The sequence below is a fragment of the Pseudomonas sp. B2M1-30 genome (assembly GCF_025447575.1).
GTDB lineage: Bacteria > Pseudomonadota > Gammaproteobacteria > Pseudomonadales > Pseudomonadaceae > Aquipseudomonas > Aquipseudomonas botevensis.
Map to the genome: position 1 here is coordinate 39,448 of NZ_JAOEJT010000012.1, position 18,569 is coordinate 58,016.

The following is an 18,569-nucleotide window of genomic DNA, read 5'->3' on the forward strand; positions in this document are numbered from 1 at the left end:
CAGACACTCTTAATCCCCCAGAACGGAGCAGCTCATGAGTTTCGAAATTCGCAAGATCGTCAGCTATGTCGAAGAAACCTTCATCGAAGGCGGCAAAGCCACCGATAAGCCCGTGACCATGGTCGGCCTGGCCGTGGTGATGAAAAACCCGTGGGTGGGCAATGGTTTTGTCGAAGACCTGAAACCACAGATCCGCGCCAACTGCTCCGACCTCGGCGCGCTGATGGTCGAGCGCCTGGTGGGCATCATCGGCGGTGCCGAGAAGATCGAGGCCTACGGCAAGGCGGCCGTGGTCGGTGCCGACGGCGAAATCGAACACGCCTCGGCGGTGATCCACACCCTGCGCTTCGGCAACCACTACCGCGAAGCGGTCAAGGCCAAGAGCTACCTGAGCTTCACCAACAAGCGCGGCGGTCCGGGCACTTCGATTCAGATCCCGATGATGCACAAGGACGACGAAGGCCTGCGTTCGCACTACATCACCCTGGAAATGCAGATCGAAGACGCGCCGCGCGCTGACGAAATCGTCGTGGTCCTGGGCTGCGCCGACGGCGGCCGCATTCATCCGCGCATCGGCAACCGCTACATCGATCTGGAAGAACTGGCCGCCGAAAAAGCCCAGTAATCACAATAAAAAGGCAATTGCAGGAGCGCTCCATGATTCGGCTCAACGCTGAACTCACCCCGGCCGGCACCAGTTATCTGGCGACCGGCCAAGGCCAGCCCGTGGTGTTGATCCACGGCGTGGGTCTGAACAAAGAAATGTGGGGCGGCCAGATTGTTGGCCTGGCCACGCAATACCGGGTGATCGCCTACGACATGCTCGGGCATGGCGCCAGTCCGCGACCGGCCAGTGGCACCGGCCTGCTCGGTTATGCCGAGCAGTTGCTGGAGCTGCTCGACCACCTGCAATTGCCCCTGGCGTCGGTGATCGGTTTTTCGATGGGTGGTCTGGTGGCGCGGGCCTTTGCCCTGCACCATCCGGAACGCCTGAAAAGCCTGGTCGTGCTCAACAGCGTGTTCAACCGCAGCGAAGAACAGCGTGCCGGCGTCATCGCCCGCACCGCGCAGGCTGCCGAACACGGTCCGGACGCCAATGCCGAAGCGGCGCTGTCGCGCTGGTTCAGCCGTGAATATCAGGCCGCGAACCCGGCGCAGATCGCCGCGATCCGCCAGACCCTGGCCGGCAACGATCCGCAGGGTTACCTGACCACTTACGAGCTGTTCGCCACACAGGACATGTACCGCGCCGACGACCTGGGCAGCATCCAGGCGCCGACGCTGATCGCCACCGGCGAGCTGGATCCCGGCTCGACCCCGGAAATGGCCGAGCAACTGGCCGCGCGCATTCCCGGCGCGCAGGTTGCCGTGCTGCCTGAGCAACGGCATATGATGCCGGTGGAATCGCCGCGTCTGGTCAACCAGATGCTGCTGGAATTCCTCGAATACGCACACTCCCGACAAAACCATATAAAGGGGATCGTTGCATGACACTCGCACGCTTCCAGATGTGCATCGGCGGGGAATGGGTCGACGCCCTCTCCGGCAAGACTTTCGAAAGTCTCAATCCGGCACTCGCCGAACCTTGGGCAGAACTGCCCGACGCCGACGAAGCCGATGTCGAACGCGCCGTGCAAGCGGCACAGACGGCCTTCGACAGCCCGGCCTGGCGCGGCCTGACCGCCACAGCGCGCGGCAAGTTGCTGCGTCGTCTCGGCGACCTGATCGCCGAGAACAAGGAAAAACTGGCGCAGCTGGAAAGCCGCGACAACGGCAAACTGATCCGCGAAACCCGGGGTCAGGTCGGTTATCTGCCGGAGTTCTTCCACTACACCGCAGGCCTTGCCGACAAACTCGAAGGCGGCACCCTGCCGCTGGACAAGCCGGACCTGTTTGCCTACACCGTGCACGAAGCCATGGGCGTGGTCGCCGCGATCATTCCGTGGAACAGTCCGCTGTACCTGACCGCGATCAAACTCGCGCCGGCACTGGCGGCGGGCAATACCATCGTCATCAAGCCGTCCGAGCACGCTTCGGCGACCATCCTTGAGCTGGCGCGCCTGGCCCTCGAGGCCGGGATTCCGCCGGGCGTGGTCAACGTCGTCACCGGCTATGGCCCGAGCACCGGCGCCGCCCTCACCCGCCACCCGCTGGTGCGCAAGATTGCCTTTACTGGCGGCGCGGCCACGGCACGGCATGTGGTGCGCAGCAGCGCCGAGAACTTCGCCAAGCTGTCGCTGGAACTGGGCGGCAAGTCGCCGAACATCATTTTCGCCGACGCCGATCTGGACAGCGCGATCAACGGCGCCATCGCCGGGATCTACGCGGCGTCCGGGCAGAGTTGCGTTTCCGGTTCGCGGTTGCTGGTGCAGGACGAGATCTACGATGAATTCGTCGGCCGTCTGGTCGAGCGCGCCCAGCGCATCCGCATCGGCAATCCGCAGGACGACAGCAGCGAAATGGGACCGATGGCGACCGCGCAACAACTGGCGGTGGTCGAAGGTCTGGTGGCTGATGCCATCGCCGAAGGTGCGCGTCTGCGCATCGGTGGCAAGCGCCCGAGCGGCGTCGGCGATGGCTGGTTCTACGAACCGACGCTGTTCGAATGCGACCGCAATTCGATGAAGATCATGCAGGAGGAAGTCTTTGGTCCGGTGGCCTCGGTCATCCGTTTCAAGGACGAAGCCGAAGCGCTGGCGATCGCCAACGACTCGCAGTTCGGCCTCGCTGCCGGCATCTGGACCCGCGACCTGGGCCGCGCCCATCGCCTGGCCCGGGACGTGCGTTCGGGGATCATCTGGGTCAACACTTACCGCGCCGTATCGGCGATGGCACCGATCGGCGGCTTCAAGAACAGTGGCTATGGACGCGAAAGCGGCATCGACTCGGTGCTGGCCTACACCGAACTGAAAACGGTGTGGATCAACCTTTCCCAGGCGCCGATGCCTGATCCGTTTGTGATGCGTTAGGAGGCCTGAGAAATGATCGAACCCGGCATTTACAAAGACGTCATGGGCTCGTTTCCGTCCGGGGTCACGGTGGTCACCACCCTCGACCCGGATGGCAACCTCGTCGGGATTACCGCCAGCGCGTTCAGCGCGCTGTCGATCGATCCGGCCCTGGTGCTGTTCTGCCCCAACTACGCCTCCGACACCTACCCGATACTGCGCGACAGCAAGCGTTTCGCGATCCATTTGCTGTCCGCCGACCAGACCGCCGAGGCCTACGCCTTCGCCGGTAAAGGCAAGGACAAGGCCAAAGGCATCGACTGGCACCTGAGCGAACTGGGCAACCCGATTCTCGCCAAGGCCACCGCGATCATCGAGTGCGAACTGTGGCGCGAATACGACGGCGGCGACCACGCGATCATCGTCGGCGCGGTGAAGAACCTGATCCTGCCGGAGCAGCCGGTGACGCCGATGATCTACCACAAGGGCAAGCTGGGCGCCCTACCCACCCTGGCCTGACGGATTTCACCGCGCCTCTGGGCGGGTCCCTTTGTGGGAGCAGGCTTGCCCGCTCCCACAGGGTTGCCCCCACCCGAGAGGGGATGCGGTGCGAGGAGCAATGATGAGTAACGAAAAATACGAAAAAGGCCTGAAGATCCGCACCCAGGTGCTCGGTGAAGCCTACGTCAACCGCTCGATCCAGAACGCCGACGACTTCACCCGCCCGTTGCAGGAAATGGTCACCGAATACTGCTGGGGTCATGTGTGGGGTCGTGACGGCCTGTCGCTCAAGGAGCGCAGCATGATCAACCTGGCGATGATCTCGGCGCTCAACCGCCCGCATGAACTGAAACTGCATGTGCGCGGCGCCTTGCGTAACGGCCTGAGTCGTGAGCAAATACGCGAAATTCTGCTTCAGGTCGGTATTTATTGCGGCGTCCCGGCAGCCGTGGACAGTTTCCGGCTTGCCCGTGAAGCCTTTGCCGAAGCCGACGCCGAGGCCTCCAGTTAACCCCTCGGCTGTTTGATGCCCGTCTGGCATGGACAGCCAACCTAAAGAGCGGACCCCATGAAACGCCTGCCACTCGACGACACCTTCAAGGTCAATCGCAACCCCGTTACCCTGCGCGAAATCGTGCTGGATAAACTGCGAAGCGCCATCATGAATTTCCAGCTGTTACCGGGCGATCGCCTGGTCGAGCGCGATCTGTGTGATCGCCTGGGCGTCAGCCGCACCTCGGTGCGTGAAGCCTTGCGTCACCTGGAATCCGAAGGTCTTGTCGAGTTCGCCGATGCCAAAGGCCCGCGCGTGGCGATCATCACCCTCAATGATGCCGTCGACATCTATGAACTGCGCTGTGTGCTGGAGGGCCTGATCGTCCAGTTGTTCACCCTGCGTGCCAAGGCCAAGGACATCAAGGCCCTGGAGAAAGCCCTCGACGACAACCGCAAGGCGCTCAAGGACGGCGAGCTGCAGCAGGTGATCGACTCGGTGCAGGGCTTCTACGACGTGCTGCTCGAAGGCTCCGGCAACCATGTCGCGGCCACGCAACTGCGTCAGTTGCAGGCCCGCATCAGTTACCTGCGTGCGACCTCGGTATCCCAGCAAAACCGTCGCGGCGCGAGTAACCAGGAGATGGAAAAAATGGTCGAAGCGATCAAGAGTGGTGATGCCCTGGCGGCGCATCAGGCTTGTGTCGACCACGTCCGCGCGGCCGCTGCCGTCGCCCTCGACTACCTCAAGCGCAAGCAGGAAGAAACCGGCGATACCCCGTCGATCACTCTGCCCATCGCCTTGAAAGAACCCCGCATAGGTCACTGACATGTTCAGCCCGAGCTTTTGCCCGAAATGCGGTGGCCCTGATCTTGGTCAGCAGATTCCGCCGGGCGATACGCACGAGCGCCTGATGTGCCGGGGTTGCGGCTACATTCACTACGTCAATCCGAAAATCATTGCCGGCTGCATCATCGAGCAGGACGGCAAATACCTGCTGTGCCAGCGCGCGATCCCACCGCGCCCTGGCACCTGGACGCTGCCGGCAGGCTTCATGGAAAGCGGCGAGACCACCGAAGAGGCGGCCTTGCGGGAAGTCTGGGAAGAAAGCGGCGTACGCGCGGAAATCCTCTCGCCCTACTCGATCTTCAGCGTGCCGAAGATCAGCGAGGTGTACATCATCTTCCGCGCGCTCGCGCTGGAGATCACCGGCCAGTTCGGCCCCGAGACCATGGACTACAAGTTCTTCGCCCCCGAAGACATCCCGTGGGACAAGATCTATTACCCGGCGATCCGGCAGATTCTCGAACGCTACATCGAGGAACGCCAGGCCGGGGTCTATGGCATGTACATGGGCAACGACGACAGCGGCAAAATCCACTTTATGCGCTGATTTGACTTCTGTGGGAGCAGGCTTGCCCGCTCCCACAGGGGGATTGGTAGCGTTGCTTAAAGTGGTGCGATGCCCTCGACGATGACAATCTCCGCCGTCGCCCACTCCTCGCGATAACTTTTCGCTTCCTGATACGCCGCCGAACGGTAGCAGGCCACGGCCTGTTCGTAGGAATCGAACTCGATCACCACGCTGCGCTGCGGCGTCTGGCGCCCTTCCATCGCTTCGCTGCGCCCGCCTCTGGCGAGAAATTTTGCGCCGAATTCGGCAAACGCCTTTGGCGCTCGCTGGGTGTATTGGCTGTACTGATCGGGATCGGTGACGTCGACGTGGGCAATCCAATAAGCCTTCATAGTGACCTCTCTGCTGATTTTGTATTATGGTATACCAATACTATTTCCAACAAACACTGAGAGTCCAGCATGGCCTTCAACAGTATCGAAGAAATCATCGAAGATTATCGCCTCGGCAAAATGGTGCTGCTGGTCGATGACGAAGACCGCGAGAACGAAGGCGACCTGCTGCTGGCCGCCGACGCCTGCACGCCCGAGGCAATCAGCTTCATGGCGCGCGAAGCCCGTGGCCTGATCTGCCTGACGCTGACCGACGAGCATTGCCAGCGCCTGGGGCTGGAACAAATGGTGCCAAGCAATGGCAGCGTGTTCAGCACCGCGTTCACGGTGTCCATCGAAGCGGCGGTTGGCGTCACCACCGGGATCTCCGCCGCCGACCGGGCGCGAACCGTAGCCGCCGCTGTCGCTGCCGATGCCCGTGCCGAAGACCTGGTGCAGCCCGGCCATATCTTCCCGCTGCGCGCCAAGGAAGGTGGCGTGCTGACTCGCGCCGGGCACACCGAAGCCGGCTGCGATCTGGCACGCCTGGCCGGGTTCACCCCCGCCTCGGTGATCGTCGAAGTGATGAACGACGACGGCACCATGGCTCGCCGTCCGGATCTGGAAGTGTTCGCGCGCAAGCACGGGATCAAGATCGGCACCATCGCCGACCTGATCCACTACCGCCTGAGCACCGAACACACCATCGAGCGCATTGGCGAGCGCGAGCTGCCGACGGTACATGGCACCTTCCGTCTGATCACTTTCGAGGATCGCATCGAGGGCGGTGTGCACATGGCAATGGTGATGGGCGACCTGCGCCGCGAGGAGCCAACACTGGTGCGGGTGCATGTGATCGATCCGCTGCGCGACCTGGTCGGCGCCGAGTACAGCGGGCCGAGCAACTGGACGCTGTGGGCGGCGCTGCAACGGGTTGCGGCCGAGGGGCATGGTGTGGTCGTGGTGCTGGCCAACCATGAATCGTCGCAGGCGCTGCTCGAGCGGGTACCGCAACTGACTCAGCCGCCACGGCAGTTCAGCCGTTCGCAATCGCGGATTTATTCGGAGGTCGGCACTGGCGCGCAGATTCTGCAGAACCTTGGGGTCGGCAAATTGCGCCATCTTGGGCCGCCGTTGAAATATGCGGGGTTGACCGGGTATGACCTGGAGGTGGTCGAGAGTATTCCGCTTGCGGGATGACGCTAAATCAAAAGCCCCCTCACCCTGGCCCCATCCCGGAGGGAGAGGGGATCGACCGAGGTGATTTTGCGCACCACGGCGGCATGGAATATCGAGCCGAACTCAGGTTATGAAAAGCCCCCGATCAGCTCCCTTTCCCCCTCGCCCCTCTGGGGAGAGGGCTGGAGTGAGGGGCTGGTTCTGAGTGCAGACAACCCACCCCAAGCCGCACACCAAAAAAAATCCCGTTCCAACAGATAGCCGGTAAGGCAAAATGCTTGCACAAAGTTTGGAATACCATAATATGATATTCCATAGACCGGACGATTCGAAAAGCTCGTCCAGCTACTGCTCCCGATAGGCGGGCAACAACGCAAGCCCGCTCAAAAACACAACAATGAGGGCGTAAAAATGGTGTTGAACAAAGCTGCAACCGCAATCCTGTTTGCGGGACTGCTGAGCGTGACCGGTCAGGCCGCCATGGCCGCCGAGAGTGTGAACTTTGTCAGCTGGGGCGGTAGCACCCAGGATGCGCAGAAACAGGCCTGGGCCGACCCGTTCAGCAAGGCCAGCGGCATCACCGTCGTGCAGGACGGCCCGACCGACTACGGCAAACTCAAGGCCATGGTCGAAAGCGGCAACGTGCAGTGGGACGTGGTCGACGTCGAAGCCGACTTCGCCCTGCGCGCCGCCTCCGAAGGCCTGCTCGAACCCCTCGACTTCAAACAGATCCAGCGCGACAAGATCGACCCGCGTTTCGTCAGCGACTACGGCGTCGGCTCGTTCTTCTTCTCCTTCGTCCTCGGCTACAACGAAGGCAAGATCGGCGGCACCAAGCCGCAGGACTGGAGCGCCCTGTTCGACACCAAGACCTATCCCGGCAAACGCGCCCTGTACAAATGGCCGAGCCCGGGCGTGCTGGAACTGGCCCTGCTCGCCGACGGCGTGCCGGCCGACAAGCTCTATCCGCTGGACCTGGATCGCGCCTTCAAGAAACTCGACACCATCAAGAAAGACATCGTCTGGTGGGGCGGTGGCGCGCAATCGCAGCAACTGCTGGCCTCCGGTGAAGCGAGCATGGGCCAGTTCTGGAACGGCCGGGTTCACGCCCTGCAAGAAGACGGCGCACCGGTCGGTGTGAGCTGGAAACAGAACCTGGTCATGGCCGACATCCTGGTGGTGCCGAAGGGTTCGAAGAACAAGGATGCGGCGATGAAGTTCCTGGCCAGCGCCAGCAGCGCCAAGGGTCAGGCCGACTTCTCCAACCTGACCGCCTACGCCCCGGTCAACGTCGACAGTGTGCAGCGTCTGGACTCGACGCTGGCCCCTAACCTGCCGACTGCCTACGCTAAGGATCAGATCACTCTTGATTTCGCGTACTGGGCCAAGAACGGTCCGGCCATCGCGACACGGTGGAACGAATGGCTGGTCAAATGAAAATGGCGGCCACTGCGTCCCGTCCCTCCACTGCCACCGGGAGCGCCTCTGGCGCTGCCGGTTCGGCGCCCGGCAAGGCGAGTGCGATGCCGCAAACCCCGACCCTCAAACAACGCTGGCGCGGCGCCGGCAACCTCACGCCGGCGTTGTTGTTCCTCGGCCTGTTCTTCCTCGCGCCGTTGATTGGCCTGCTGTTGCGCGGCGTGCTGGAACCGGTGCCGGGCCTTGGCAACTATGAACAACTGTTCGCCAACTCCGCTTATGCGCGGGTGCTGCTCAACACCTTCTCGGTGGCCGGGCTGGTGACCCTGTTCAGCCTGCTGCTGGGCTTCCCGCTGGCCTGGGCGATCACTCTGGTGCCGCGCGGCTGGGGGCGCTGGATACTCAACATCGTGCTGCTGTCGATGTGGACCAGCCTGTTGGCCCGCACTTACTCCTGGCTGGTGCTGTTGCAGGCATCGGGCGTGATCAACAAGGCGCTGATGGCGCTGGGCATCATCGATCAGCCGCTGGAGATGGTGCATAACCTGACCGGCGTGGTGATCGGCATGAGCTACATCATGATCCCGTTCATCGTGCTGCCCTTGCAGGCGACCATGCAGGCCATCGACCCGATGATCCTGCAGGCCGGTTCCATCTGCGGCGCCAGCCCGTGGACCAACTTCTTCCGGGTGTTCCTGCCGCTGTGCCGGCCGGGCCTGGCGTCCGGCGGGTTGATGGTGTTCGTGATGTCGCTCGGTTACTACGTCACCCCGGCGCTGCTGGGTGGGGCGCAGAACATGATGCTGCCGGAGTTCATCATTCAGCAGGTGCAATCGTTCCTCAACTGGGGCCTGGCCAGCGCCGGCGCCGCGTTGCTGATCGTGATCACCCTGGTGCTGTTCTACTTCTACCTGAAGCTTCAGCCGGAATCCCCGGTTGGCGCCAGCAACGCGAGGTAAGCCGACATGCTCCTGACTCCCAACGCCATGAGCCGCCGGATGCGCTTCGGCCTGTACGCAACCACCGGGCTGATCGGTCTGTTCCTGCTGTTGCCGATCGTGTTCATCGTCCTGCTGTCGTTCGGTTCGTCCCAGTGGCTGGTGTTCCCGCCACCGGGCTGGACGCTGAAATGGTACGTGCAGTTCTTCTCCAACGCCGACTGGATGAGCGCGGCCATGGCCAGCCTCAAGGTTGCGGTGCTGACCACCGTCTGCGCCGTCGCCCTCGGCCTGCCCACTGCGTTTGCGCTGGTGCGGGGACGCTTCCCCGGCCGGGAAATGCTCTACGGCCTGTTCACCCTGCCGATGATCGTGCCGCTGGTGATCATTGCCGTGGCGGTGTACGCGCTGTTTCTCAAACTCGGTTACACCGGGACGATGTTTGCCTTCGTCGCCAGCCATGTGATCGTCGCGTTGCCGTTCACCATCATCTCGATCATCAACTCGCTGAAGCTGTTCGATCAGTCGATTGAAGATGCGGCGGTGATCTGCGGGGCCTCGCGCCTGCAAGCGGTGTTCAAGGTGACCTTTCCGGCGATCCGTCCGGGCATGGTGGCCGGTGCCCTCTTCGCCTTTCTCGTCTCGTGGGACGAAGTGGTGCTGAGCGTGATGATGGCCAGCCCGACCCTGCAAACCCTTCCCGTGAAAATGTGGACCACCCTGCGCCAGGACCTGACGCCCGTGATCGCCGTCGCCTCGACGCTGCTGATCGGCCTGTCGGTGCTGGTCATGGTGATCGCCGCCGCGCTGCGCCGGCGCAACGAAATCAGCGCCTGAGCGCCCAGGAGTACGACATGAGTGCCGTGATCAAAGACGCGTCCCAGCAGAACGACAAACCCCTGGTCAGCCTGCGCAACCTGAACAAGCACTACGGCGACTTCGCTGCCGTGGACAACATCTCGCTGGAGATCAAGGACGGTGAATTCCTCACCTTCCTCGGCTCCAGCGGCTCCGGCAAAAGCACCACGCTGTCGATGCTCGCCGGTTTCGAAACGCCGAGCAGCGGCGAGATCCTGGTCAACGGCCAGTCGCTGGTGAACGTGCCGCCGCACAAGCGCGACATCGGCATGGTGTTCCAGCGTTATTCGCTGTTTCCGCATTTGTCGGTGCGCGACAACATTGCCTTCCCGCTGACGATCCGCAAGCTCGCCGCCGCCGAACGCGACAAACGTGTCGACGCGATGCTGAAACTGGTGCAACTGGAGCAATTCGCCCATCGCCGCCCTTCGCAATTGTCCGGCGGCCAGCAACAACGGGTCGCCATTGCCCGGGCGCTGGTTTACGAACCACGCATCCTGCTGATGGACGAACCCCTCGGCGCGCTGGACAAGAAACTGCGCGAAGACTTGCAGGACGAACTGCGCCAGTTGCATCGGCGCCTGGGCATCACCATCGTCTACGTGACCCACGACCAGGAAGAAGCCATGCGCCTGTCCCAGCGCATCGCGATTTTCAGCCACGGCAAGATCGTCGGCCTGGGCAGCGGCTATGACCTCTACCAGAACCCGCCGAATGCCTTTGTCGCGTCGTTCCTTGGTAACTCGAACTTCCTCAAGCTCAAGGCCCAGGGCAACGGCGCGGCGAGTTTCGAAGGTCAGCCACTGTCGATCCGCCTCACTGCCGGTCTGCAGAATGATCAGGATGTGCTGTTGATGGTGCGTCCGGAAAAGGCTTTGGCACTGAGCACCCAGCAAGCCACCGACGAACCGTTGGCCGCCGGCTGGAACGAAGTCTCGGCGAAGGTAGTGGAAGTGCTGTTTCTCGGTGAGAGCCAGACCTGCAGCGTGGTCACCTCGGGTGGCACTGCGATGACGGTGAAAGCGCTGTCGGCGGCGGGCATGCCGCTCAAGGCAGGCGATCCGGTGAAAGTGCGCTGGGCCACGGCGGATGCCTGCGTTTACACCGAATGGGCGGAGAGCGATCTGAACAAGGCGGCGGGAGCGCACTGAGAACCCGCACAACAGGGTCACCCTCGGGTCATCCAGCGTCGGGCTGTGGTGGCCCATTTTTTTGGCTGTCAGGAATATGGTTGGTGGGGCTGAAAAGCGCCCCTCATCGGAACGCCGCTCAGCCCTCTCCCCTTGGAGAGGGCAAACCAGCCAACACGGCCTCAACCAATAGCCCGATACCCTTCAATCTCGTCCGGCCACGCCGTCAGCACTTCAAACCCGGTCTCGGTCACCGCGACCATATGCTCCCACTGCGCCGACAGCGAGCCATCCTTGGTCAGCACCGTCCAGCCATCCGGCATGTTCTTCACATGGCGCTTGCCGGCGTTGAGCATCGGCTCGATGGTGAAAATCATCCCCGCCTTCAGCTTCAAGCCCTGATTGGGGAAACCGTAATGCAGGACTTGCGGCTCATCGTGATAGACCTTGCCGATCCCGTGCCCGCAATACTCGCGCACCACGCTGAAGCCCTCTTTCTCTGCCAGGCTCTGGATCGCGTGGCCGATGTCGCCCAGGGTCGCGCCCGGGCGCACCATGCGGATGCCGGCGCACATGGCCTCGTAGGTGGTCTTGATCAGATGCTGCGCTTCGGGCGTCGCCTCGCCGACCACGTACATACGGCTGGTATCGCCGAACCAGCCGTCCTTGATCACCGCGATGTCGAGGTTGACGATGTCGCCGTCCTGCAACGGCGTGCCCGACGGAATGCCGTGACACACCACGTCGTTGACCGAGGCGCAGACCGTTTTCGGAAATCCGTGATAACCGACGTTGGCCGGAATGGCTTTCTGCACGTTGACGATGTAGTCGTTGCACAGGCGGTCCAGCTCATCGGTGGTGACGCCGGCCTTGACGTGGGGCACCAGCATCGCCAGCACTTCGGCGGCCAGTTTGCCGGCCCCGCGCGATTGTGCGATGTCGGCCGGGGTGTTGATCTTGATCTGGTTTCTCATGCCGTGACTGCTTCCTGAGTCAGTTGTTGCAGGTCCAGGCCGCCGGCCTGTTCAGCGCGAATCAGCAAGCGGCAGATGGCGCTGTGGTCGAGGTTGGGGTGCAGTTCGGCGAGCATGCCGATGCGCATCCAGTGCTCGGCCTGTGCGTTGATCGAGCGGCTGAGCGCGGTGCTGGAGATGCGCAGATTCTCGTGCATGTCCTCTGAGATCTTGACGATGCCCATAAATGTTTCCGATACGAAATATATATGGATCGTATATTAATCGGACAGTCGCAAAAATTGCAAACCCGCAGCGGCGCGGCAAATCGCAGGCAAAAAAAAGCTGCCAGAAATGGCAGCAAAAAACTGAGAGCACGCGATGTATTGAGGCCAGTATGGGCGCCGGATAATGACAGCGTCATGACAGCCGAAAATTCATCGAACCGCCCCTGCGGCGTCATCAGGATGTCATCAAATCAACGGCAGAATCCTCGCAACCGCGAGCCTTCGACGGATGATTTGCAAGGATTCCCATGAAAGACGACGCCTCTCTGTTTGCCGCCATCGACCTGGGCTCGAATGCGTTTCGCATGATGATCGGCCAGTCGGTACGCAGCCGAAAGGGCCTGATGATTCAGGAAATCAAAACCCTGCGCGAGCCGGTGCGCCTGGCCGAAGGCCTTGATGGCGGCGCGCTGGATGCGTTGGCCCTGGATCGCGGCTGGCAGGCGTTGGCGCGGTTCGGCAAGAAGCTGCGCGGCTTCGAACCCGGCCGCGTGCGTGCCGTCGCTACCAGCGCCGTGCGCGAAGCCGACAATGCGCCGCTGTTTCTGGCCAGCGCGGAACGGCACCTGGGCTTTCGCATTGACGTCATCTCCGGGCATGAAGAAGCGCAACTGGTGTACGCCGGGGTGGCCCATGCCCTGCCGAGCGCCGAAGACATGCGTCTGGTGGTCGACATCGGCGGTGGCTCCACCGAACTGATCCTTGGCCAGGGCTCGCAACCGTTGCTGACCGAAAGCATCGCCATCGGCAGCGGCACCTTGAGCGCGCGGTACTTTCGCGGCGGCGAAGTTTCTTGCGCCGCCCTGCAGGAAGCCGAACGCGTCGCGATCCTTCAGTTTGAAAAAGTCGCCCGGCGTTATCGTGCCCAGGGCTGGCAGCAGACCATCGGCTCTTCCGGCACCGCGCGCATGCTCGCCAAAGTACTCAAGGCCAATCGCCTGAACGACTTCGGCCAGGACGGCATCACCTACGGCGGCCTGCTGCGCCTGTCATTGCTTCTGCTGAAAGTGCAGAACGTCCAGCAACTCAAACTCGCCGGTCTGCAACCCCACCGCCAGGGCATCCTGCCCGGCGGTCTGGTGATCATGCTCGCCGCGTTCAAAGCGTTCGGCATCGCGCAAATGATGCCCTCTGAACCGGGCCTGCGCCTGGGTGTGTTGCACGGCTTGATGAGCAACCATTAATACCCGCCTCGCTTTATATTCCCGCTCCCCTTCGGCGGCCCGATCGATTACCATGCCGCCGCCGGTTCCCAAACGGGATCAATAGGGAATCCGAGGTGCCTGCACGGCACCAATCGGAACTGCCCCCGCAACTGTAGGTGCTGAGCCTGCTCCTTGACTGCCACTGGGATCACCCCCGGGAAGGCCGGAGCACAGGCGATGACGCATCAGTCAGGAGACCTGCCGGCGCAGTAAATCACTAACCGGCGGGGTGTCCGGGAGGACATCCTGCCGTGCGCGTCCTCGATGGATGCCCGGCCTTGCGCGGCCTCCTTGCCTGCGTTCGATGGTGTGTTTCCAAGCCGTACCCTCCCGCTCCGCGTACGGTTCCCCTGGAGACTGCATCATGCTGCTGCCCCACGTTGCCACCCTCATCGCCGGCCTGACCCTCAGCGCTCTTGCCCAGGCGACACCGACTCACTATCCCCTGACGATCGAAAACTGTGGCAGCACCCTCACCTTTGCGCACGCACCAACGCGCACGGTCACCATCGGCCAGGCCGGTACGGAAATGCTCTACGCCATGGGCCTGGGCGACAAAATGGTCGGCACCTCGCTGTGGTTCAACAACGTGCTGGACACGTACAAGGTGCAGAACGACAAGGTCGGGCGGCTGGCCGACAACGAACCGAGTTTCGAGGCGGTTATCGGCAAACGTCCGGAACTGGTCGCCGTGGAGCTGGAATGGATGGTCGGCCCGCAAGGGGCGGTCGGCACCCGCGAGCAGTTTCATGAGCTGAAAATCCCTACCTATCTGCTGCCTTCCGACTGCGAAGCCAAGGACAATCTGGTCGGCGCCGACGGCACACGCCTTGAGCCGTTTCGCATCGACAGCATTTACAAGAGTGTCAGCCAACTGGCAGAAATCTTCGATGTGCGTGACCGTGGCGAACAGCTCAATGCCGAGCTCAAGGCCAGCCTCGCCAAATCGATCGCCACCGCGCGCAACAAAGACTTGAAGGATGCCAGCGCGCTGGTCTGGTTCTCCAGCGCCCAAATGGACATCGAACCCTTCGTGGCCGGCCACAAAGGCGTTCCTGATTTCATGCTCAGTACCCTCGGCGTGCGCAACGTGGTGCAATCCGATGAAGAGTGGCCGACGGTCGGTTGGGAAACCATCGCCAAGGCCAATCCGACCTTTCTGGTGATCGCGCGCATGGACCGCCGTCGCTTCCCGGCTGACGACTACGAGAAAAAACTGGCGTTCCTGCGCAGCGATCCGGTGACTCGTAACATGGAGGCGGTGAAACACAACCGCATCATCATTCTCGACGCCATGGCGATGCAGGCCAGCCTGCGGATGTTCGACGGCGTTGAACAACTGGCCTCGGCCATTGACGGCTACGACCTGTCGAAATGATCAGGGGCCTGGTCCGTCTGTCGCTGGTCGGGGCGATCCTGTTGGCCGCCGTGATCGCCGGTGTGGCCATCGGTGAAACGCCAATCGAACCGGGTGTGGTGTTTCAAGTGCTGGCCAACAAACTGTGGGCGGCCGGCCATGTGCTCGACCCCATCGATGAAGGCATCGTCTGGAACTATCGCCTGACTCGTGCCCTGGTGGCGGCCGCCTGTGGTGCCGGTCTGGCGACCTGCGGAGTGATTCTGCAATCACTGCTGCGCAACCCGTTGGCCGATCCCTATCTGCTGGGCATTTCCGCCGGCGCCTCGACGGGCGCGGTGATGGTGGCGTTGCTGGGCGTCGGTGCCGGAGTGCTTTCGCTGTCGGCCGGGGCCTTCGTCGGCGCCGTGACGGCCTTCGTGCTGGTGATCCTGTTGGCGCGCGTCAGCGGCTCCGCCAGCGGCACCGGGCAAATCATTCTGGCAGGGATCGCCGGCTCGCAGCTATTCAACGCGCTGACGGCGTTTCTGATTACCCGCTCGGCGAGCTCCGAGCAGGCGCGCGGGATCATGTTCTGGCTGCTGGGCAATCTCGGCGGCGTGCGCTGGCCTTCGGTGTGGCTGGCGGTGCCGGTGGCCCTGGCTGGATTGATTGTGTGCCTGTGGCATCGACGGGCGCTGGATGCGTTTACCTTTGGTGCGGATTCGGCGGCGTCCCTCGGCATACCGGTGCGCCAGGTGCAGATACTGCTGATCGGCTGCGCGGCGCTGGTAACAGCGGTGATGGTCTCGATTGTCGGCTCGATCGGTTTTGTCGGTCTGGTGATTCCTCACGCCGCACGTCTGCTGCTGGGCACCGGCCACGCACGCCTGCTACCTGCCAGCGCCCTGGGCGGCGCCTTGTTTCTGATCGCTGCCGATGTGCTGTCACGCACGTTGATCAAGGGCCAGGTGATACCGGTCGGGGTGATTACCGCGCTGGTCGGCGCACCGGTTTTCGCCTTGATCCTGATCAGCCGGAGAAACGCCCGATGAGTGTATTGAGCTGCTCAAACCTGACATTCAGGGTGCGCGGCGCCGAACTGCTCAGCGGTGTCGGCCTGGAGGTCCTTCAGGGAGAAACCCTCGGTATCGTCGGCCCCAATGGTGCAGGGAAATCCACCCTGCTCAAATTGCTCGCAGGCCTGCGTGAACCGAGTGCCGGCGAGGTTCTGCTCGAAGGTCGGCGCCTGGGGCAAATGACCCGGCGGACGATTGCGCAGAAACTCGCGGTGGTCGAACAACAGGCGGACACCGATGACGGCATTCGCGTGTTCGACGCCGTTGCCCTGGGACGTACGCCCTGGCTGTCGGCGCTTGAGCCGTGGTCACGCAGCGATGACGAAATCGTTCAGCAGGCGCTGTCCGACGTCGATGCCGTCCACCTGCGCAGCCGTATCTGGCGCAGTCTGTCGGGTGGTGAACGCCAGCGCGTACACATCGCCCGGGCATTGGCCCAGCGCCCGCAGATCCTGGTGCTGGACGAACCGGCCAACCACCTCGACATCCAGCATCAACTGGCGATTCTGAAGGTGGTGCAGGCGCTGCCGGTCACCACGCTGATCGCATTGCACGACCTGAATCAGGCGCTCAAGTGTGATCGCCTGGCGATTCTGGAGCGCGGACGACTGGTGGATCTGGGCAAGCCGCTCGACGTGCTGACGCCCCAGCGCCTGCAAGACACCTTCGGGGTCAGGGCGCATTACCTGACGGATCCGTTCGACGGCGCACAGGTCCTGCGGTTTCATTCATGAAGCGGTCGGACGGTTGTGCATATGCGTCGTCTGCCACACGGGATCGGCGTCGACCGCAATGATCTCGAACCCCTGCCGCAACCAGAAGTCGATGGCTCCCGGCAGAAATGGGTGGGTGTGCAGATAGATCATCTCGACGCCGTCCGCCAGCGCCATGGCTTTCAATGAACGGTAAAGGGCCCCGGCCAATCCCGAGCGGCGCAGCGTCGGCACGACGAACAGGCGCACGACCTCGACCACTTTGAGCCCCGGATAGGCAAGATTCGGAAAACGCCGGTCGTAGCCGAGATAGCCGATCGAGGCCACGATCCGCCCCGCATGGCGGGCGATCAGGAAGCGCCCCTCGCCTTGCAGATAGACCTCTGCAAAGCGCGCCAGGTCGTCAGGCATCCCGGACGCGCTGAGCTTGGGGAAAAGCCCGGCGCGCGCCTCGAGCACAAAGTCGAGGATTTCAGGAATGTCGGCGCCAGACACTGCCTGGATAATCGGTTGTTCACTCATGTAATGCGAATGCCTGCCAGAGTTGCAATCAGTGCCCGGTGAAGGGCACTGCCTTCACCTCAGGCGCGGGTCGAATAGCGAGGCAGATCAAGCACTCGCTCGGCGGCCCAGCCGAACACCAGGCCAACGGTCGTCCACAGTACCAACTGAATGCCCAGCGACGCCACGCGGAATTTCCACAGCAGCACGGCCGAGAAGGTTTCCGGGACTTCGTTGATGGCTGGAAACAGGAACCCGGCAATCGCCATGATGACAACGTACAGCGTCACCGCGATGATCGAGCCGCTCCAGATGCCCCTGGCAGTCATCAATTTGCGCGCCGCATTGATCGCAATCACCGCCGCAATCACCGATACCAGCAACATCAGGAAGAACAGCCTGGTGCGTTGCGCGATGGTGTCCGGATCACCCACCGATGGCGGGTTGGCAGGATATTTCAGGCCCGGCACCAGAATCAGCGTGACGAACGCCGCCAGCGCCAGCAGCGCCGCCAGACCACGCGGACCGATATTGCCGACCCGACCGAGGGCGTATGCGAACACCAGCGCAAAGATCCCGTCAAGCGAAACGCTGTACACCACCACGCCGGTGAACAGGCCGAAGCTGCTTTGCACTTCGCGGCTGACCAGTTCTTCTTCCGGCGCATCGCCGTGCATTTGCGCCATTTGCTCTTCGAAGGCAATCGCCCGATCAATCTGTGGTTCGCCGAAAACCTTGGCGAAACCGAAGGCAAGAATTCCGGCGAGCAACCCCACCAGCATGCCGCGAACCAATAATTTACCCGTCATGTCGTAATCCTTGAGTCAGTGGCAGGGGAAGCCAAGCAAGTGGCGGCCGTCGTGCACGAACTCGTGGACATACATGCCCTTGACCAGCGCAGTGGCGCCCTGCTCTGCACCGACGAAATAAATCGCCAGCATCAGCAACAGGCCGCCAAACATGGCCCAGGGAAGAATTTCGCCCAGCGGAATGGTGGGCAGGGAAACATCAGTCTGCGAAGCAGCGCTATAAGCCATGTGAACCTCCAGGGAAGACGCGTCCCGGTACGGATTTGAGATAAGGAGAACAGGGTCTGGCTCACGGCTGACATCAGCCGTTTACAGTGGCGCGACCGCACCGGATTTGCACCGGTTGCCCGTTCGGAATGAGCTGCAACATTTCCTGTAACAAAATGATACAACTCGCCGAAGTTTACGCGTTGGCCCCAATAAAAACAGGGTCCGGGAATCAATTTCATGTAGAGCCTCTTTTGGAGGCGGGGCCGCCCGCAAAATAGAGGCGCA

General features: G+C 62.3%; 23 protein-coding genes and 2 riboswitches. Of the genes, 17 read left to right on the forward strand and 6 right to left on the reverse strand.

Translation table 11 applies throughout. The features are described 5' to 3' along the window. The first annotated feature begins 34 nt into the window (after positions 1-34). From N8H74_RS21455 to N8H74_RS21485, 7 genes are all read left to right on the forward strand, one after another. Positions 35-625: an amino acid synthesis family protein gene (locus tag N8H74_RS21455; protein WP_217833217.1), complete on the forward strand. Its 591-nt coding sequence runs from the start codon at positions 35-37 to the stop codon at positions 623-625. 32 nt (positions 626-657) lie between these two features. Beyond that, the gene (locus N8H74_RS21460) at positions 658-1,491 is read left to right on the forward strand and encodes an alpha/beta fold hydrolase (RefSeq protein ID WP_217833215.1); all 834 of its coding nucleotides are present in this window, start codon (positions 658-660) and stop codon (positions 1,489-1,491) included. Continuing rightward, positions 1,488-2,969, forward strand: a complete 1,482-nt coding sequence (locus N8H74_RS21465) for an aldehyde dehydrogenase (protein WP_262150084.1) — start codon at positions 1,488-1,490, stop codon at positions 2,967-2,969. Before N8H74_RS21460 ends, N8H74_RS21465 begins: the two co-directional genes overlap by 4 nt. A 12-nt stretch (positions 2,970-2,981) precedes the next feature. Then, positions 2,982-3,467: a flavin reductase family protein gene (locus N8H74_RS21470; protein ID WP_262150086.1), complete on the forward strand. Its 486-nt coding sequence runs from the start codon at positions 2,982-2,984 to the stop codon at positions 3,465-3,467. 103 nt (positions 3,468-3,570) lie between these two features. Further along, on the forward strand, positions 3,571-3,960 hold the full coding sequence (locus tag N8H74_RS21475) for a carboxymuconolactone decarboxylase family protein (RefSeq protein ID WP_217833210.1): 390 nt from the start codon (positions 3,571-3,573) through the stop codon (positions 3,958-3,960). A 57-nt stretch (positions 3,961-4,017) separates the two neighbouring features. Next, the gene (locus tag N8H74_RS21480; RefSeq protein WP_262150088.1) at positions 4,018-4,770 is read left to right on the forward strand and encodes a GntR family transcriptional regulator; all 753 of its coding nucleotides are present in this window, start codon (positions 4,018-4,020) and stop codon (positions 4,768-4,770) included. 1 nt (position 4,771) lies between these two features. Continuing rightward, the gene (locus N8H74_RS21485; RefSeq protein WP_262150090.1) at positions 4,772-5,335 is read left to right on the forward strand and encodes an NUDIX hydrolase; all 564 of its coding nucleotides are present in this window, start codon (positions 4,772-4,774) and stop codon (positions 5,333-5,335) included. Between the two features lie 56 nt (positions 5,336-5,391). On the opposite strand, the gene N8H74_RS21490 is transcribed toward N8H74_RS21485, so the two are convergent. Next, a complete protein-coding gene (locus N8H74_RS21490; RefSeq protein WP_217833203.1) occupies positions 5,392-5,688 on the reverse strand; it encodes a DUF1330 domain-containing protein in 297 nt (98 codons plus the stop codon). Between the two features lie 69 nt (positions 5,689-5,757). On the opposite strand from N8H74_RS21490, the gene ribBA reads away from it, so the two are divergent. From ribBA to N8H74_RS21515, 5 genes are all read left to right on the forward strand, one after another. Further along, complete coding sequence (ribBA, locus tag N8H74_RS21495) at positions 5,758-6,867, forward strand: bifunctional 3,4-dihydroxy-2-butanone-4-phosphate synthase/GTP cyclohydrolase II (protein ID WP_262150092.1); 1,110 nt, start codon at positions 5,758-5,760, stop codon at positions 6,865-6,867. 390 nt (positions 6,868-7,257) lie between these two features. Beyond that, complete coding sequence (locus N8H74_RS21500) at positions 7,258-8,283, forward strand: ABC transporter substrate-binding protein (protein WP_217833198.1); 1,026 nt, start codon at positions 7,258-7,260, stop codon at positions 8,281-8,283. Then, the gene (locus N8H74_RS21505; protein WP_262150343.1) at positions 8,280-9,224 is read left to right on the forward strand and encodes an ABC transporter permease; all 945 of its coding nucleotides are present in this window, start codon (positions 8,280-8,282) and stop codon (positions 9,222-9,224) included. The genes N8H74_RS21500 and N8H74_RS21505 overlap by 4 nt, the downstream gene beginning before the upstream one ends. A 6-nt stretch (positions 9,225-9,230) precedes the next feature. Further along, entirely contained in the window at positions 9,231-10,040 is an 810-nt protein-coding gene (locus N8H74_RS21510; protein ID WP_262150094.1) for an ABC transporter permease, read from the forward strand. 17 nt (positions 10,041-10,057) lie between these two features. Next, positions 10,058-11,212, forward strand: a complete 1,155-nt coding sequence (locus N8H74_RS21515) for an ABC transporter ATP-binding protein (protein WP_262150096.1) — start codon at positions 10,058-10,060, stop codon at positions 11,210-11,212. A 161-nt stretch (positions 11,213-11,373) separates the two neighbouring features. On the opposite strand, the gene map is transcribed toward N8H74_RS21515, so the two are convergent. After that, on the reverse strand, positions 11,374-12,165 hold the full coding sequence (map, locus tag N8H74_RS21520; protein ID WP_262150098.1) for a type I methionyl aminopeptidase: 792 nt from the start codon (positions 12,163-12,165) through the stop codon (positions 11,374-11,376). Beyond that, the gene (locus N8H74_RS21525; RefSeq protein ID WP_217833189.1) at positions 12,162-12,389 is read right to left on the reverse strand and encodes a ParD-like family protein; all 228 of its coding nucleotides are present in this window, start codon (positions 12,387-12,389) and stop codon (positions 12,162-12,164) included. Before N8H74_RS21525 ends, map begins: the two co-directional genes overlap by 4 nt. A 24-nt stretch (positions 12,390-12,413) precedes the next feature. Between N8H74_RS21525 and N8H74_RS21530 the strand changes: the two genes are divergently transcribed. The 5 genes from N8H74_RS21530 (at position 12,414) to N8H74_RS21550 (ending at position 16,785) form a co-directional block, all read left to right on the forward strand. Then, positions 12,414-12,683 (forward strand): hypothetical protein, encoded by a 270-nt coding sequence (locus tag N8H74_RS21530; RefSeq protein ID WP_217833187.1) that lies wholly within the window; start codon positions 12,414-12,416, stop codon positions 12,681-12,683. Beyond that, entirely contained in the window at positions 12,680-13,615 is a 936-nt protein-coding gene (locus N8H74_RS21535) for a Ppx/GppA family phosphatase (RefSeq protein WP_262150101.1), read from the forward strand. The genes N8H74_RS21530 and N8H74_RS21535 overlap by 4 nt, the downstream gene beginning before the upstream one ends. A 45-nt stretch (positions 13,616-13,660) precedes the next feature. Continuing rightward, positions 13,661-13,857, forward strand: a riboswitch (cobalamin riboswitch). A gap of 143 nt (positions 13,858-14,000) precedes the next feature. After that, positions 14,001-15,014 carry an ABC transporter substrate-binding protein gene (locus N8H74_RS21540; protein WP_262150103.1) on the forward strand — a complete coding sequence of 338 codons (1,014 nt, stop codon included), beginning with the start codon at positions 14,001-14,003 and terminating at the stop codon, positions 15,012-15,014. After that, positions 15,011-16,027: an iron ABC transporter permease gene (locus N8H74_RS21545; protein ID WP_262150105.1), complete on the forward strand. Its 1,017-nt coding sequence runs from the start codon at positions 15,011-15,013 to the stop codon at positions 16,025-16,027. Before N8H74_RS21540 ends, N8H74_RS21545 begins: the two co-directional genes overlap by 4 nt. Continuing rightward, positions 16,024-16,785: an ABC transporter ATP-binding protein gene (locus N8H74_RS21550; protein WP_262150107.1), complete on the forward strand. Its 762-nt coding sequence runs from the start codon at positions 16,024-16,026 to the stop codon at positions 16,783-16,785. The genes N8H74_RS21545 and N8H74_RS21550 overlap by 4 nt, the downstream gene beginning before the upstream one ends. On the opposite strand, the gene N8H74_RS21555 is transcribed toward N8H74_RS21550, so the two are convergent. From N8H74_RS21555 to N8H74_RS21565, 3 genes are read right to left on the reverse strand one after another with little or no spacing between them, the layout of a single operon-like run. Further along, on the reverse strand, positions 16,780-17,286 hold the full coding sequence (locus N8H74_RS21555) for a GNAT family N-acetyltransferase (RefSeq protein ID WP_262150109.1): 507 nt from the start codon (positions 17,284-17,286) through the stop codon (positions 16,780-16,782). The two genes, N8H74_RS21550 and N8H74_RS21555, sit on opposite strands and share 6 nt — an antisense overlap. A gap of 59 nt (positions 17,287-17,345) precedes the next feature. Next, complete coding sequence (locus N8H74_RS21560; protein WP_262150112.1) at positions 17,346-18,074, reverse strand: CbtA family protein; 729 nt, start codon at positions 18,072-18,074, stop codon at positions 17,346-17,348. 15 nt (positions 18,075-18,089) lie between these two features. Then, a complete protein-coding gene (locus tag N8H74_RS21565; protein ID WP_262150114.1) occupies positions 18,090-18,302 on the reverse strand; it encodes a CbtB-domain containing protein in 213 nt (70 codons plus the stop codon). Positions 18,303-18,336: 34 nt separating this feature from the next. After that, positions 18,337-18,466: riboswitch (cobalamin riboswitch) on the reverse strand. Between the last annotated feature and the right edge of the window lie 103 nt (positions 18,467-18,569).